12 protein-coding genes and 1 pseudogene are annotated in these 15,265 nt (G+C 72.3%); 4 read left to right on the top strand and 9 right to left on the bottom strand.

Features of this window, described 5'->3' with window-relative positions:
• Positions 1 to 55: 55 nt before the first annotated feature.
• Positions 56 to 1,006 (top strand): SDR family oxidoreductase, encoded by a 951-nt coding sequence (locus AB0A61_RS19095; protein ID WP_361293087.1) that lies wholly within the window; start codon positions 56 to 58, stop codon positions 1,004 to 1,006.
• A 44-nt stretch (positions 1,007 to 1,050) separates the two neighbouring features.
• On the opposite strand, the gene AB0A61_RS19090 is transcribed toward AB0A61_RS19095, so the two are convergent.
• The 7 genes from AB0A61_RS19090 to AB0A61_RS19060 all read right to left on the bottom strand — a co-directional run bounded on the left by AB0A61_RS19090 (position 1,051) and on the right by AB0A61_RS19060 (position 9,354).
• Positions 1,051 to 3,570 (bottom strand): LuxR C-terminal-related transcriptional regulator, encoded by a 2,520-nt coding sequence (locus AB0A61_RS19090; protein ID WP_361293085.1) that lies wholly within the window; start codon positions 3,568 to 3,570, stop codon positions 1,051 to 1,053.
• Between the two features lie 120 nt (positions 3,571 to 3,690).
• On the bottom strand, positions 3,691 to 4,512 hold the full coding sequence (locus AB0A61_RS19085; RefSeq protein WP_361293083.1) for an intradiol ring-cleavage dioxygenase: 822 nt from the start codon (positions 4,510 to 4,512) through the stop codon (positions 3,691 to 3,693).
• Complete coding sequence (locus AB0A61_RS19080) at positions 4,509 to 4,703, bottom strand: hypothetical protein (RefSeq protein WP_361293081.1); 195 nt, start codon at positions 4,701 to 4,703, stop codon at positions 4,509 to 4,511. Before AB0A61_RS19080 ends, AB0A61_RS19085 begins: the two co-directional genes overlap by 4 nt.
• 97 nt (positions 4,704 to 4,800) lie before the next feature.
• Positions 4,801 to 5,247, bottom strand: coding sequence for an ATP-binding protein (locus tag AB0A61_RS19075; RefSeq protein ID WP_361293079.1), 447 nt, complete (start codon positions 5,245 to 5,247; stop codon positions 4,801 to 4,803).
• 56 nt (positions 5,248 to 5,303) lie between these two features.
• Positions 5,304 to 5,576 carry a hypothetical protein gene (locus AB0A61_RS19070; RefSeq protein WP_361293077.1) on the bottom strand — a complete coding sequence of 91 codons (273 nt, stop codon included), beginning with the start codon at positions 5,574 to 5,576 and terminating at the stop codon, positions 5,304 to 5,306.
• Positions 5,573 to 6,322, bottom strand: coding sequence for a DUF998 domain-containing protein (locus AB0A61_RS19065; RefSeq protein WP_361293075.1), 750 nt, complete (start codon positions 6,320 to 6,322; stop codon positions 5,573 to 5,575). Before AB0A61_RS19065 ends, AB0A61_RS19070 begins: the two co-directional genes overlap by 4 nt.
• Positions 6,323 to 6,432: 110 nt before the next feature.
• Positions 6,433 to 9,354, bottom strand: a complete 2,922-nt coding sequence (locus tag AB0A61_RS19060; protein ID WP_361293073.1) for a hypothetical protein — start codon at positions 9,352 to 9,354, stop codon at positions 6,433 to 6,435.
• Between the two features lie 239 nt (positions 9,355 to 9,593).
• Here AB0A61_RS19060 and AB0A61_RS19055 point away from each other — a divergent pair, with 239 nt between their 5' ends.
• On the top strand, positions 9,594 to 10,322 hold the full coding sequence (locus AB0A61_RS19055; protein WP_361293071.1) for a L,D-transpeptidase family protein: 729 nt from the start codon (positions 9,594 to 9,596) through the stop codon (positions 10,320 to 10,322).
• Entirely contained in the window at positions 10,217 to 10,858 is a 642-nt protein-coding gene (locus AB0A61_RS19050; protein WP_361293069.1) for a GNAT family N-acetyltransferase, read from the top strand. The genes AB0A61_RS19055 and AB0A61_RS19050 overlap by 106 nt, the downstream gene beginning before the upstream one ends.
• Positions 10,859 to 10,969: 111 nt before the next feature.
• On the opposite strand, the gene AB0A61_RS19045 is transcribed toward AB0A61_RS19050, so the two are convergent.
• Positions 10,970 to 13,084 carry a DUF1996 domain-containing protein gene (locus tag AB0A61_RS19045; protein WP_361293067.1) on the bottom strand — a complete coding sequence of 705 codons (2,115 nt, stop codon included), beginning with the start codon at positions 13,082 to 13,084 and terminating at the stop codon, positions 10,970 to 10,972.
• Positions 13,085 to 13,195: 111 nt separating this feature from the next.
• Positions 13,196 to 13,417, bottom strand: a pseudogene (locus AB0A61_RS19040) (NAD-dependent epimerase/dehydratase family protein); the annotation flags it as partial.
• A gap of 165 nt (positions 13,418 to 13,582) precedes the next feature.
• Between AB0A61_RS19040 and AB0A61_RS19035 the strand changes: the two are divergent.
• The gene (locus AB0A61_RS19035) at positions 13,583 to 15,250 is read left to right on the top strand and encodes a multicopper oxidase family protein (RefSeq protein ID WP_361293065.1); all 1,668 of its coding nucleotides are present in this window, start codon (positions 13,583 to 13,585) and stop codon (positions 15,248 to 15,250) included.
• Positions 15,251 to 15,265: the final 15 nt, after the last annotated feature.

Genomic DNA, 15,265 nt, shown 5'->3' with positions numbered 1-15,265 from the left:
TCGGTCCTCGTCGGCGTGTGCCGATGGGGCCGTCGACCCTGTGGAGGGATTGGACATGCGCGTTTTCGTCACCGGCGCCTCCGGCTGGATCGGTTCCGCCGTCGTGCCCGAACTCATCGGTGCGGGCCATCAGGTCGTGGGCCTCGCCCGCTCGGAGGCCTCGGCCGCCGCCCTCACCGCCGCCGGGGCCGAGGTGCACCGCGGCACGCTCGACGATCTCGACAGCCTGCGCAGTGCGGCGGCCGCGTCGGACGGCGTGATCCATCTCGCGTTCAAGCACGACATCGCCTTCTCGGGGGACTTCCAGGGCGCTGCCGACGCGGACCGCCGGGCCGTCGAGGTCTTCGGCGAGGCGCTGGCGGGCTCCGGCCGGCCGCTCGTCCTCGCATCCGGGCTGGCCGGGCTCGCACCGGGGCGGGTGGCAACCGAGGAGTTCGGGCGTGAGCCCGGCTCGGAGACCCACCTCAACGCCGCCGCGCGGGCACGGCTCACCACCGCGCACCTGACGCTCTCCCTCGCCTCCCGCGGCGTCCGCTCGACCGTTCTTCGACTGCCTCCCACGGTGCACGGCGACGGAGACCACGGCTTCATGGCGAGGCTGGTCGGCATCGCCCGCGACAAGGGCGTATCGGGCCACATCGGCGACGGAAACAACCGCTGGCCCGCCGTGCACCGCCACGATGCCGCGCACCTCTTCCGCCTGGCGCTGGAGCAGGCACCGGCAGGATCGGTACTGCACGCGGTCGCCGAGGAGGGTGTGCCGATCCGCGCCGTCGCCGAGGTGATCGGCCGCCATCTCGGTCTCCCGGTGGCCGCTGTCTCCCCGGAGGACGCAGCCGAGCACTTCGGCTGGCTGGCCGCCTTCCTCGGGATCGACAGCCCGGCCTCCAGCACGCTGACGCGAGACCTGATGGGGTGGCAGCCCACCCAGCCCGGGCTCGTCGACGACCTCGACAAGGGCCACTACTTCCACACCGGCGGGCCCACCGCGCAGGGCAACGCGTGACGGCACGCCCGCCGGCGGCGGACAGAGCGCGAGGACGCACCCGCTCACCGCACCGGAGCAGGACCGCCCGCCGTTCTCGCGGCCACCCACAGCGCGATCTGCGTGCGCGTCCGCAGGCCCAGCTTGTCGCGGATCTTGTCCAGGTGGGTGGCGACCGTGTGCGGTGACAGGCCGAGTTTCTCGGCGATCCGGCGGTTGGTCAGTCCTTCGCCGACCAGCTCGGCGACCATGAACTCCCGGCCGGTGAGCGCCAACCGGGCCTCGGTGTCCGGTGCGGCGCCGACGCCCACCGCGCCGGCCCGCGCGTCCCGCAGCGCGTAGGCGACCAGTCGTTCCCCGCTGAGTCCGCGGGCTCCGCCGAGGGCCCTCTCCCGTGCGGGCGCCGACAGCCGTGCCCGGGCCCGCGCCGCCGTCTCCTCCACCCTGCGTCGCCAGGGGCCCTCGGGCTCGGTGTCCAGCCGGCGGCGTGCCCGGGCGGTCGCCTCGCACAGCCGTAACGCCCGCTGCATGTCACCGCTCTCGGCCGCGACCATCGCCAGCCCCTCGACGGGATACAGCGCGTGGAAGCTCGCTCCGGGGGCGATCCCGAGCACCTCGGCGAACAGGCTCTCGGCGCCCTCCAAATCGCCGAGGGCCAGCCGCGTGGCTCCCGTGGTGTGCAGGGCGGCCGCCAGTTGGCGCCAGGGGGCGTGGCGCCGCAGGACCGGCAGGCAGCGGGACATCAGCACGTCGGCCTCCGCTTCGCCGCCCGCCTGGAGCAGGGCCCAGGCCAGGTGCTGGGAGCACCACGCGGTGTCGTGCGCGTCGCCGAGCGCGGTGACGACGGTCAGGCACTCGCGCAGGTCGGCCACGGCCTCGGCGAACTCGCCGCGGCACAACCGTGCCGCGGCCCGCGCGTCCAAGGCGTTGGCAAGACCCGCGCGGTGGTTGCGCAGGCGCTCGTCGTGCACGGCCTGCTCGCCGAGCCGCAGTGCCTCGGCCCCATCACCCTGCTGGCAGGCCACGCGGGCGGCCAGTGCCGAGAGCGCGCCGCCCAGCGCCCGGCTGCCGGCATGGTCCGAAAGGCGCGCCAGCAGCGTACGGGCGGCGGACGGCTGCTCCTGCTGGTAGCGGACCCGGGCCAGTTCGAGCGTGAGCCCGACGTACGAGGTGCCGTCGCGGTCCGGCGCGTGGGCCAGGGCCGCGGCGAGGTTGTCCCGCTCCCGTGCGAGTACGCTGCCGCCCTGGTCGGCGAAGACCTCGTCACCGGCGCCTTCCGCCAGTCCGCTCAGCCACCGCACGACCCGCCGCCGGGTGGCGGGCAGCTCGCCGGCCGCCGTCAGCCGTTCCAGGGCGTAGCAGCGGATCGCCGTCAGTTGTCCGAACCGTGCGGGCCGGTCCTCCCCCGGCACCCGCACGATCAGGGACTTCGCTTCAAGGGCGCACAACACGCGGAGTATCTGCCGCGGCGCGACGGGGTCACCCGCGCAGACCGCCTGCGCCGCGGCCTGGTCGAATCCTCCGCCGAGGACGGAAAGACGCCGGAACACCGCCTGCTCCACGGGGTCGAGCAGGCGGTGGCTCCAGTCGATCGCGGCGGCCAGCTCACGGTGCCGGACGGGACCGGTCCTGCTGCCGTCGGCCAGGAGCGACAACTGGTCGTCGAGCCCGGCCAGGATTCCGGTCAGTGGCAGACTCCCGGCCCGGCGAGCCGACAGTTCGATGGCGAGGGTCAGGCCGTCGAGGCGGCGGCAGATCTCCGCGACGGTCCGCCCGTTGCCGCGGTGGAGACGGAACCCGGGCGCTCCGGCCGCGGCGCGTTCCACGAAGAGCCGCACGGCGTCGGCCCGCAACAGTACGGCCGGATCGTCCTCGTCGCCGGGCGGAGCCAGTGACAGCTCCGACACCCGGAAGACGACCTCCCCGGGTATGCGCAGCGGCTCCCTGCTGGTGGCCAGGATCCGCAGCCCGGGGCAGCGGCCGAGCAGGGCCGCCGCCAAGTGGGCGCAGGGATCTGCCAGATGCTCGCAGTTGTCCAGGATCAGCAGCCTGGGCGCGTCACCGATCGCGTGGGCCAGGACGTCGACGCCGGTGCGTCCCGCCCGCTCGCCCACGGCCAGCGCGGCGGCCACGGACTGCACGAGCTCGGCACCGCCGTGCACCGAATCGAGTTCGACCAGGTCGACTCGGCCCGCCCCGCGGGGCAGGCCCCGGGCGTACTCCAGCGCCAGCCGCGTCTTGCCGACCCCGCCGGTGCCGGTCAGGGTGACGAGCCGCGACGACCTCAACAGCGCACGCAGGCGGGCCAGTTCCGCCCGGCGGCCCACGAAGGAGTCGAGCGCCCGGGGCAGGGCGGGGCCGTGTGCGCCGGTGGCCGCATCCTGGCCGGGGGCCGCATCCTGGCCGGGGGCCGCATCCTGGCCGGGGGCCGCGCCCCGCTCCGCCGGTCCCGCGGCGCGGCGGGCCGCTCGCTGCCGGAACGCCCGTTGGCGGCACGCGCCGGAGCAGTAGCGGGCCGGACGGCCGCCGCGCGGCCTGCCGGACAAGGGTGTGCCGCACGCCTCACAGGTTGGACTCGGATTCATCCCTGGTTCCTGGCCACGACGTTCCGAGGGAAACCACCGTCTCGCACGACGGCCCTGCCGGCGCACCGGCGCGCGGTGGCCGGGGTCCCGTTACGGGTCCGGCCACCGCCGGGGGTGCGTTCAGGGTGTGGCGTTCGGCTCGATGCCGAGCACGACCGCGCCGCTCACCCCCTTGCCGATGTCGCCGCCTGCCTGCGTGAGCGTCAGCAGAGTTGCGGATCCGCCGCGTTGGTAGATGCCGTCCCGTGCGTTGGGCGTACGCGTGGTCGAGTTCGTCCGGTAGGGAGCCAGTGCGGCCACCTTGTTGTTGTACGTTTCCGGGAAGTAGAGCTGGCCGGTGTGGGACACGTGGCCGCCGTGGTACTTCCCGTCGGAGACAGAGCCGCCGGCGTGTGTCTTGACATGGATGTGCAGGGCACGACCTACGTACCAGCCCGGATAGATGGTGGTGAACGTGGCCACGCCGGTGGAGTCGGTCAGCTGCACTCCGCGCAGGAAGGTGGTGTCCGGGGTGGAGCCGCCGGCCACATAGCCGGAGTAGGCCCCCAGAGCGTCGCAGTGCCAGATGTCGACCGCCGTGCCGGGCAGGGGTGAGCATGTGGTGGCGTCCACCACCGTGACGCGGAGGGTCAGGGGCACACCCGGCTTGCCCTCGGTGATGTCCTTGCGGACGGTTTCCAGGTCCAGGTAGTAGGGGCCCTCGGTCTGCTCCGGGGTGAGCACACAGGCGGCGGCCCGGCGGGTGGTATCGGCCGAGGAGCTGCGGACCGCCTCCGACCTGGTCTGCGCGGCCGCGGAACCCGTCATGCCCAGCGCGGCGAGTCCGAGCGTCATGCCGCCGAGGCCCGCGATCACGGTTCTGCGGCCGGCTCCGGTCCGAAGGTCCCCGGGCGCGGCACCGTCCTCGGGTTGCGCGGAGTGGGAGCGGGAGGTGTCAGTCATGCCACGACAGTGACCCGCGCCGCCGCCCCGCACATCCCTCGTACGACCGGCGGACGGCGGACGTTACGAAAGTCCCCGCCGGCCCGGGAGCGGTGTCGGGGCGACACGCCCGACGTCCGGCCCAGGGTCGCGGTGTCGATATAGCGCACGTCCGAGGCGATGACCCGCTCGTACGCCTCGTTGATCTTCATCAAGCTCCACCACAGGTGCCGTGCGGCGGCCGGTCGTGCGCCGGCGGTCCTCGGGCCTACGGCGCCGGCCCCCTACGACACTGACGCGGCCCGGCCTCTACAGGGGGCGACGTCCGGCGACGACGCCGCCCGGGTCGTCCGACAGCGCCAGGCGCGCTGTGATGCGCTTGCCCACCGGTTCCCGCTGCACCTCGAACCCCTGCGCGACGGCGATGACGATTTCCAGTCCGTGCTGTCCCACTCGGCCCGCGTCCGCGATCCGGGCGACCGGCAGCATCGGGTCACAGTCCCACACCGCCACTTCCACCACGTCTTCGGCCACCCGCAGATTCATCAGGGCCGCGCCGGCCGCGTACTTGCGGGCGTTGGTGACCAGCTCACTGACCACGAGCTGGGTCAGGTCCATGGCACGCCGGGAGACCTCAACGCCGTGCTCGGCCTGCACCCGGGTCAGGAACTCGGCCGCGAGGTGGCGGGCCTCGGCGATGCACGCGCCGTCCCCGCCGAGGGCGACCGTGGTGGCTATCGCTTCGTCGTTCGGCACTGCGCCGTCCTCGCCCGAGGGGGCTGGTTCGGTCCAGTCCTCCTTCGATACCCCGTTCACACCGCGCGCATACCCCCGACGATGCCGTTCACTCCCACTCCCTGGTGTTGCCTCGGCCACGCGGGGGGGGGCGCCGCGTCCACGGCGACGGCCACGGCGACGGCGACGGCGACGGCGACGGCGACGGCGACGGCGACGGCGACGGCAGGGCAACGGTGCGCCACTTCGGGGTACTGCTCCTGCGGCAACGGCAGTTGGCTGCCGAAGGCCTCGTACATCAGCAGCGCCCCGGTGTCGCGCCGGGTGGTGGTGACACGCCCGGAGGTCATCGCAGGCCGGGTGGTGTCCTTTCCTGGACGACACTCTGTGGGGCGCGGACGGGCTCGGCCACCGCATGCGGACCGGGTACGTCGTGGGAATCAACGGGTCGGCGCAGCAGTTGAGCCGCCAGTACCCAGAACCAGACGGCCACGGTCACCAGGTGGATCCGCTGGGCGATGCCCTGACCGCCCGTGCGGCCGATGTAGGGGCCGGCGGAGGAGACCGCCGCGGCCATGGACACCGGCAGCAGCCGGCGCGCCCAGCGTTGCGCCGGCCCGGCCGGCGCGGAAGCCGAACGGGCGGCATGGATGAACGCCGCCATGGAGGCGAACAGCGCGAAGTGGACGAGGCCACTGGTCAGGGTGTGCCAGACGTTGTCCGTGGGACAGCCCACCTCCCGCGAGGGCGCGCAGCGCATCGGCCAGGCCACGTCCGCCACGGAGAACACCCCGAACGCCAGCACGGCGCCCCACCCCACGGCGGTCCACCTGCGCGGCGCGTCGGCCGCCGCCAGCAGCGCGCCCGCCATCACGAGCAGCGCCGTGGCCAGTTCGACACTGCTGAACAGCACGCGGTAGGGCTGATCGGCGGCAAAGGCCTCACTGACGTAGGAGTTGCGCTGGTCGAGGCCGGTGGGAACGAGGAACTGCACCAGCCAGTCGTTGTAGGTCACCGCGGCCACGGCGAGCAGCACCCCCGCAAGCGTCGATCGGGCACGCCGCCCCGGCCGTCCCGCACTCGCGCAGGTGTCCATGGCACTCTCCCCCAGCCGTGAGTCTCACATCAGGACGAAGTTCCCCGGAACAACACGATCCATCTCCCGCGCCCGGCCTCCGTTCCAAACGGCGGCGCGGTGGGGTCGGGTCACGGCATGGCCGTCTGCTCGGCCGTCTCCGACTGCTCGGTGAGAACGGACTGTACGCGGCGGCCGATGCAGCGTCCGAGGCCCTGGTAGGCGTCGAACTGGCGGTGGTCGAACCACTGGTCGCTGGTGCTGTCGTGGGGGAAGACGGGGCTGGACGAGGCGTAGGAGAGCAGTTCGTAGGGCAGGTCGCCGGTGAGGGTGGCGCGGGCGACGACGAGGCGGCCCCGGCGGCCACCGGGCCGCCCGTCGATCACGAGGTCGTGCGGGTAGAGGATGTCGCCGGTGACGACGGCCGACCTGGACAGGCGGGTGTTGAGGGCCGAGAGGACGCTGGGGGGCTTGAGCGGGTCGCCGCTGCCGGGGACGAGGTGGGTGGGGTCGTGGAGGGTGACGGTGATGCCCAGTTCCTCGTGGGCCAGGGTGATGGCCTGGGCCAGGGTGGTCGCGAAGGGTGGGGTGTCGCCGCTGGCGTCGATGCAGACCGCGGTGCGCACACCCTGGCGCAGGAGTTCCACCAGCCCGAGGTTCTCGTAGTGGCCGCCGTCGGTGACGAGCAGCAGCCGGTCGTCGATGGGGTAGCGGCCGAATACCTCGCGGAGCAGGTAGGGCAGACGACGGATCGCCGGGGGCGGGGGGAGTTCCCAGTGCGCGTCGGACTGCCAGCGCTCGGCCATGGCGGCGGGATTGGGCAGCCAGGTGCCGAGCCGGGCGTTGGAGAGGGCGAAGAAGGTCTGGAAGGCCCTCGCCTGCGCGCCCATGGCGGAGGCGAAGGCCGCACCGGAGACGGCGATCGCGGACTGGGTGGTCAGGTCACGGGCGATGTGCCGCTTGGTGTGCTGCTCCAGGCAGCGGGTGCAGGCGTAGCCGACGGCGGGACTGCCGACGTAGTCGTGGGAGAGGGTGAAGGAGACGGCCCTGCGGCCCGGCGGCGTGCGACCCTCGCCGGAGAGGTTGGCCGCCGCGGCGAAGATCACCTGCGGGAAGCCGGGCCGGCGGGCGCCGTAGGTGCTCAGTGACGTGTTCTCGTGGTCGAAGTCGTAGGGCTCCGCGATCTCCACGCCCCCGGTGGCGGCCGACCGGATGCGGCGCACGGCGAAGCACGAGGCCAGGCGGCGGCGGTAGAAGGGATGCAGGCTCATCCAGGTCTGGTCGAGGCTGGAGCCGAGGACGAGGAGGATGCCGGGGACGCCGATCTGCGCCCCGAGGGGCCAGGACCATCCCGTGGCCGTCGACCAGCCGAGCAGGAGCAGGAAGCCTGCCGTCAGCAGGGCGAGGACGAACCAGACCAGTACGTACTGGACGAAGCCGTTGGGCACGGCCCTGGCCAGACCGGGCTTTCCGCGCAGCAGGTCGGTGACCTTGGACAGTCCCTTGCGAACCGTCTGGCGCCGCCGCCACAGCGTGGTGACGAGCGCGGCCACGTACGTGATGAGCACGGTCGCCCCCACGCTCGCGCCGGCCGCCGGGCGGCCGATGCCCAGCCCGGTCTGCAGGTGGACGGCGGCCCAGGCCAGCAGGGGCAGCAGTACGACCAGCGTGGCCAGGGCCACCGCCACCACGACCAGGATCCGGAACAGCCTGGCCAGGCGCCGGCCGACGGTGTCGATGCGCCACCAGGTGGCGCAGAAGAGCCAGGCCAGCCACACGACGGCGGCCACCAGGAACACGCCCACGAAGGACCACACCGCGGGCGTCCGCAAGCCCGGGCGTGGCGGTGGTGTGCACTGGTGCGAGCAGAGTTGGATGCCCGGCGCGGCGAGGTGGCCGAGGTCGGTGATCGGCACCAGGTGGTAGGCCCAGCTCAGTGCGAGGCCCAGCGTGGCGGTGGTGGCGGACAGCAGGAACAGCGAGGCCAGCAGGCCGCGCAGCAGCACACCGAGGGCGACCAGCCACTGCCCGGTGCCGTCGGCGATGTACTTGGAGTGCCGCCGCAGGTGGTCCTCCTCCACCGAGCCCGGCTCGCACACGGTCTTGGCGGACACACATGTGGCCGCGTCGCCTCCGTGGTCGGACAGGGCGAGTTGCATGGCTCCCGCGGTGTAGCCCCCGCCCGACACCGACACCAGGTACCGGGCGCGCATCAGTGCCGGGCGCAGGGCCTGGAGGGCGCCGAGGGACACGCAGGCCGAGCGGATGCCGCCGCCGGAGACGCAGAAGCCCAACTCGGCGTTCTCCCGCCCGGGCGCGTTGGCGTTCTCGGACAGCCAGTGTGTCGGAATCCGCGCCTGGTCGTGGGTCGGCGGTGTGGCGCGGCTCGGCCAGGGTGTGCCGTCCGGACCGAGCACGGGCCACGGCGGGACCACCTGGGGGCGGGCGGTCCAGTCGGTGTGGTCGCACGGACGCGGCGCCCCGGGTGCGGGGCGCGGGCCGCGCGTGAGGCGCTGCCAGGGGGCGCGCAGGACGGCTCGGCCGGCGCGCGAGAGGGTCGTGATCCACTGGGCGAAGGCCAGCACCGTGAGCGACGCGAGCAGCCACTTGACCGTCGCCAGTCCGGCGGCGCCGGCGAAGGGCCCGTCCCCGGCGAAGGGTCCCTGGTCGAGACCGTACTGCAGGAGGGCGGTTTCCAGCAGCCCGCAGACCGCGGCGGCGACCGTGAGGGCCATCGCCATCGCCGAGACGTACCGGCCGCGCCTTGTGGCGTAGGTGAACGAGGCGAGCCGGAACACCAGCAACAGGCTGATCATGATGCAGACGATCAGCCAGTAGTAGGCGGTCAGCGTGTCCTGACAGGCCGGCAGCCGCTGCCCGCACAGGAGGAACGCCTTGCCGGCCGAACCGGCGAGTTGCAGCCGGGCCAGGCCGACACGGGGTGCCTGGGTCAGGAAGAAGCACAGCCCGAACACCGCGGGCAGTGGAGCGGTGAGCGCCCACAGGAAGCCGCGCCGGGCAGAGATGCGTCGTCCAGCAGCCGACTCAGGCATGCGGGCCGCTCCTAGAGAAGTCAGTCCTGCAGCGGCTCGGTGCGCTTCGGCCGGTGGTCGACATGAACGTGTTCGAGGGCGAGCCGGGTGACGAGCATGCGGACTGTGGGAGGAAGATGACGGTTCACCACTTAACAGTGAATATCCGCTGAAACCATCCATAAATTATGGAGTGTCACCGAAAAGCGTCCGGTTGGGGGCAGGGCTTCCCTCCGGCACAGGGTGCGATCATGGGGCACATGCGAAAAGGCGGAGCGATACGAGCGACGGTCGCGGCGGCGGTCTGCGGTGCGTTGGCGATGTCCTCGGCGGCGTGCGGCAGTTCGGGCCGCCCCTCCGCGGGCGGCGGCACGCAGGCGGAGCACGCGCCGCCGCACGAGACGGACCCGACGCGGATACCGGGCATCGGCGACCGGCTGTGGCAACGGGTACCGCACGATTCCCGTCAAGTGGTCGCCGTCTACGGGGAGGGCCCCAACTCGCCCGACTCCACGGTCGCGCTCTTCACCAAGAACGGGTCGGCGTGGCAGCGGACACGCTCCTGGCCGGCGCACAACGGCAGGCACGGCTGGACGACCGAACACCACGAGGGCGACCAGCGCACCCCGGTGGGCGTGTTCACGTTGAGCGACGCCGGCGGCGTGCTCGACGACCCCGGCGCCAAGCTGCCGTACACCAGGTCCGCGTCGTTCCAGGCCCCGCACTACTGGAACAAGTCGTCCTGGCACGACTTCGACTATGTGATCGCCATCGACTACAACCGCGTCAAGGGCACCCCGCCCAATGACCCCACCCGCCCGCAGGGGCAGAGCAGGGGCGGCGGCATCTGGCTGCACGTGGACCACGGCAGCGGGACCTCGGCGTGCGTCACGCTGTCCCAGTCGGCGATGCGATATCTGCTGCGCGCCCTCGACCCCGGCCGACACCCGGTGGTGGTGATGGGAGACAGTGCGGAACTGCGCGCCTGAGGGCAGGCCGGAGGCGAAGCGGGCTTCGTGGCCGGTGCCGCCTGTGTGACACTGCGGCCATGATCCGCACCGCGACTCCCGCAGACGTCCCCGTCATCCACACCCTGATCCGCGAACTCGCCGAGTACGAAAAGGCGCCCGACGAGGCACGGGCGACGCGAGAGCAGCTCTTCGAAGCGCTGTTCGGCGAGCACCCGGCGGCCTTCGCGCACGTGGCTCAGGCGCCGGACGGCGAGGTCGTGGGCTTCGCGCTGTGGTTCCTGAACTTCTCCACCTGGCGTGGCGTGCACGGCATATACCTCGAGGACCTGTACGTGCGCCCCGAGGCCCGCGGCGCCGGCCACGGCAAGGCGCTGCTGAGGGAACTGGCCCGTATCTGCGCCGAACGCGGCTACGAACGTCTGGAGTGGTCGGTGCTGGACTGGAACCGCCCGTCGATCGCCTTCTACGAGTCCCTGGGCGCCCGCCCACAGGACGAGTGGACGGTGTACCGGCTGACGGACGGCGCGCTGACCGCGCTGGCGCGGCAGGCGTGACAACGAACGTGCCCCACCCCGAAGGGACGGGGTGGGGCACGCGCTTCGAGCGCCGGGCGGGTCCTGCGCATGCATCGCCCAGCAGGGCATCCCGGCGCTCCGACGGGGATGTCACATGGTGCCGCGCCGGATGCGGCGAAGCAGCAGGAAGCCGGCGATCACGAGGATCGCGCCGGCCGCTGCCGGCCACAGCTGGGCGCCCGTCTCCGCGAGACCTCCTTTGACCGCCTGCGGTTCGGTCTGCGGTGCGCCCGCGGACTGCCCGTTGCCGTCGGCGGCCGGCGTCTGCGCCGAACCGCCACCGCCCGACTGGCTGTCGGCTGCGCCGCCCGACCCACTGCCCGACCCACTGCCGGCCGGCGCGCCCGTCGCGCTCCGCCCGGCCGAGGGAGTCGTGTAGGCCTTGGGTTCCAGTGTTCCGGGGACGGTGGAGTGGCCGCCGCCTCCAGGTGGCGTGGCCGGTGCAACGTGCGTCGGCGCGGCGTCCGTCGGCGCCGTGGCCGGCGCGCCGATCGTGGGCGTCGCCGACGGAGTGCTTGCGCCGTCACCGGTGCCCGCGCCGCCGTTCCCTCCGGCCGGGGAGCCGGGGGTCGCCGTCGGAGCGCCCTGCGTCGGCTGCGGTGACTGCGGCTGCTGCGACTGCCCGCCGGAGCCCGGCGCCTGGTCGGCTCCCGAGCCGCACCGGCGACCGCTGTTGATGCAGTCGACCATCTGGCGCATGAGCTGCTCGTCGAAGACGTTGATGAAGTCCCCGTGGTCCGTGACGGGCTTGTGCAACTGCTCCGGGAAGGAGTCCACCGCGAACAGCGGAGTCGTACGGCCGCCGTCGCCGAGGCTCGGGGCGCGCACATCGTAGACGAGGCGCTGCACCAGCTGCGGGATGGCCCGGAAGCCGTCCGGGCAGTTGCCGTCGGCGTCGGCGAACGCCACGTGGGTGCGGTGGTTGGCGCTGTCGATGTTCCGGCCGTCCCAGCAGCTCTGGAACCGGAAGGTGCGCACCACGTCACTGCCCTGCGGACACAGCGGGTACTTGTCCTTCAGCTGCCGGTCCTCGAACCCGGTGCAGCTCCACGAGGCATTGGCATTGGCGGGGCCGTTGACGAACGCCTTGGCGTCGCCGGTGATGATGCGCAGCAGGCGCGGCATGGCCGTGACCTTGCCGCGCGGGTTGCCCTCGAAGGTCAGCGTCACCTGCTTCGGGGTGACGATCTGCCCCGCGTTGCCCTCGGTTCCGCCGCCCGGCGCGTTGGCGTCCCGCTCCTGGGTTCCGTTCTGCAGGCGCAGCACGGGCCAGTAGTACGAGGACTTGTCGCCCTTGTCCTCGCAGCTCGTGTCGCCGTTCGCCAGGTCCTCGTCGCTGGCGAAGGCGTTGTTGGCCTGGTTGCCGACGTAGTCGTGGAAGTGGTGGGCGCCGTTGGTCACGCCCGGGGCGACGATGACGTTGTCGGAGTTGAACAGGCCCCCTGCGTTGACCCCGCAGGCGGAGGCGAAGGAGCCGCGGGAGGCGTCGGCCCCGGCACGCGGGCGGGTCACGTCGGGCTGGACGGTGGTGATGTCCGCGTAGTCCGCGGGCACGGGTCCGTTGCCCGCCTGTCCGCCGTTTCCGGCCTGTCCGCCGTTGCCGCCCGGCCGGCCTCCCTGCTGCGGACCGGTCCCCTGGCCCTGGTTGTTCCCGCCGTTGCCCTGCGCCTGGTGGCCGGTCTGATCCTTGCCGTCGCTCCCCGCGCCGTTGGCCTGGTTGCCGGCCGCGCGCAGCGTGCAGGCCGCGAGGTTCTCCATCTCCTGCGGATGGTTGCCGCCCGTGCCAAGGGCGTTGACGATGCGTTCGATCGTGGCGGTCCGCTTCTCCTTGAGCGGGGTCATGATGGTGCGGTCGGCCAGGCCGGGGTCCTGCTGTACGGACCGTGCCGAGTCCTGCAGTTGCCGGTAGGCCTTGGCGATCTGCTCGTCGAGGGCGGCGAGTTGTTCGTCGACACGCGCCCGGGCGGCGTCGGGCACCGAGGTCAGCCGGCTGCCGACGTCCGGGCAGACGACGGTGCCGGCTCCCCACGCCCGGCCCTGCCCGTTGCCGGGCGCCCCGTCGGCCGAACCCGGGGCCGAGGTGCCTTCGGTGGCCGACGCGTAGACGTTCGCCGCGACCAGTCCGCCTCCCCCCAGGATCAGAGCGACCGCGGCAAAGGTCGCCCGTCGTGGACCTGTGGGCCGTCTACGCGTGTTCCGTCTCAAGGAGCTACTCCTACGCCTCGTGGTCGACCGGGCATATACATCCCCCGGTCCCATACGGCGCTGAGCCGCCGTCTGTTCAATCGCCCCGCGAATTCACAGCAATCTCACGGCGGCGGTGTACCGGCAGCTGACACTGCGGCCGGCCAGGTTGACCACGACGTCGCGGCCGTCGATCACCTCGGCCCACGAGTCCAGCGTCCTCCCGTCCCACGGCACCTCGCCCCGACCCGCCGGCCGTCTGCTGAGCACCACGACCTCGTGCCCGGCGGCGGTCAGCGCGCGGTTCAGGACCGTACCCACCTGTCCCGTCCCACCGGGTATCACGATCTCCATAAGGCCCCTCTCCCCGTTCCCTCGTACGGCGGCAACTCCAGGCCATTTTTGAACGTGTTCAAAAGCTTGTTGCGCGTTGCCCCGTATGGAGAATCTGGCCCTCGACCGCGAGACGCGCCGTCGCGGTTACCGCACATATCAGCACAAAACGTGTGTTATTCAGTCATGAAGACACCTACGCGGCGTACCTTGCTCAGTGCCACGATCGCGGCCGCCGGCTCGGGAGCCCTGGCCGCCTGTTCCGGGTCGGGCTCCAACTCCGGGCCCGGCTCCCCGTCCGGCTCGCGCTCGGGCTCCGCGTCGGGCTCCGGGAGCGGTGGGCCCGGCTTCGTACCCAAGGGACCCAAGGGATACGTCAACCCGTCCGATCCCGAGGTGCTGGCCGTCGAGCGGAAACGCGGGTCGGGTCCCCTGCGCAGGTTCAGGTTCACCGCCGCCGAGCGGCAACTCGACCTGGGAGGGAAGACCGTCAGGACCTGGACGTACGGCGACACGGTGCCCGGCAAGGGGGTCCGCGTCACCGCGGGAGACACTCTGGAGGTCACCCTCGCCAACGACCTGCCCGTGTCGACCACCCTGCACTCGCACGGTGTGCGCATGCGCTGCGACATGGACGGCGTGCCGGACCTGACCCAGGAAGCCATCCGGCCGGGCGGCGAGTTCACCTACCGCTTCGCCGTGACGCACCCGGGCACGTACCTGCTGCACTCGCACCAGGGGATGCAGCCCGACCGCGGCCTGTACGCCCCGCTGATCGTGGACGATCCCAGGGAACGGGGGTCCTACGACAAGGAATGGATCGTCGTGCTGGACGACTGGGTGGACGGCGTCGACGGCTCCACCCCGGACGCGGTGCTGGCGCAGTTGCGGGGCGGCAAGGCGCCCATGAGCATGGGCGGGGACATGGACGGCGGCCACGGGCACGCACACGCCGGCCCCGGTCGCGCCACGCCCGACCACGGGCACTCGTCGGCCCACGGCCGCTCCAGCGGTCCCTCCCGTATCCTCCGGGACTCCCACAGCCGTCTGCTGAACGGCGTGGGCGGCCATGTCGCGTTCCCGTACTACCTGGTCAACGGCCGCCTTCCGCACGCTCCTTCGGTCTTCCGGGCCCGTCGCGGCGACCGCATCCGGCTGCGGATCATCAATGCGGGATCCGAAACCGCCTTCCGGGTGGCACTGGGCGGTCACCGGATGACGGTGACGCACACGGACGGCTACCCGGTGGAGCACACGAGCACCGACGCGCTGCTGATCGGCATGGCCGAGCGCTACGACGTCATGGTCACCGCGCAGGACGGGGTGTTCCCCCTGGTCGCGCTCGCGGAGGGCAAGAACGCGCAGGCGCTGGCGGTCCTGCGCACCGACAGCGGACGGAACCTGCCCGCGCCCTCGGTGCGTCCGGACGAACTCGACGGGAAAATCGTCCCGGCCAGACGTCTCGTGCCGCAGGACGAAGTGGCGCTCGACGACGACGAGCCGGATCGCGAGATCCGCGTCAGGTTGACCGGCGGCATGGAGAGGTACAACTGGGCCTTCGACCACCGCCCCTACTCGGTGCAACAGCGCCACCCGGTCCGCAAGGACGAACGAGTGCGGCTGACCCTCGCCAACGCGACGGACATGTGGCACCCGCTGCACCTGCACGGACACACCTTCGCCATGACCGGCCTCGACGCCGTCGGCGCCCGCAAGGACACCGCGATCGTCCTGCCCCACCGCAAGCTGGTGGTCGACTTCTACGCCGACAACCCGGGCCTGTGGATGCTCCACTGCCACAACCAGTACCACTCCGAGTCCGGCATGATGACCATCCTCGGCTACCTCAAGTGACGACGGCACGGGTTC

It is taken from the genome of Streptomyces sp. NPDC046197 (assembly GCF_040646295.1).
Classification (GTDB): domain Bacteria; phylum Actinomycetota; class Actinomycetes; order Streptomycetales; family Streptomycetaceae; genus Streptomyces.
Note: the sequence above shows the minus strand (reverse complement) of the source record. Positions and strands in the feature narration are given on the sequence as shown.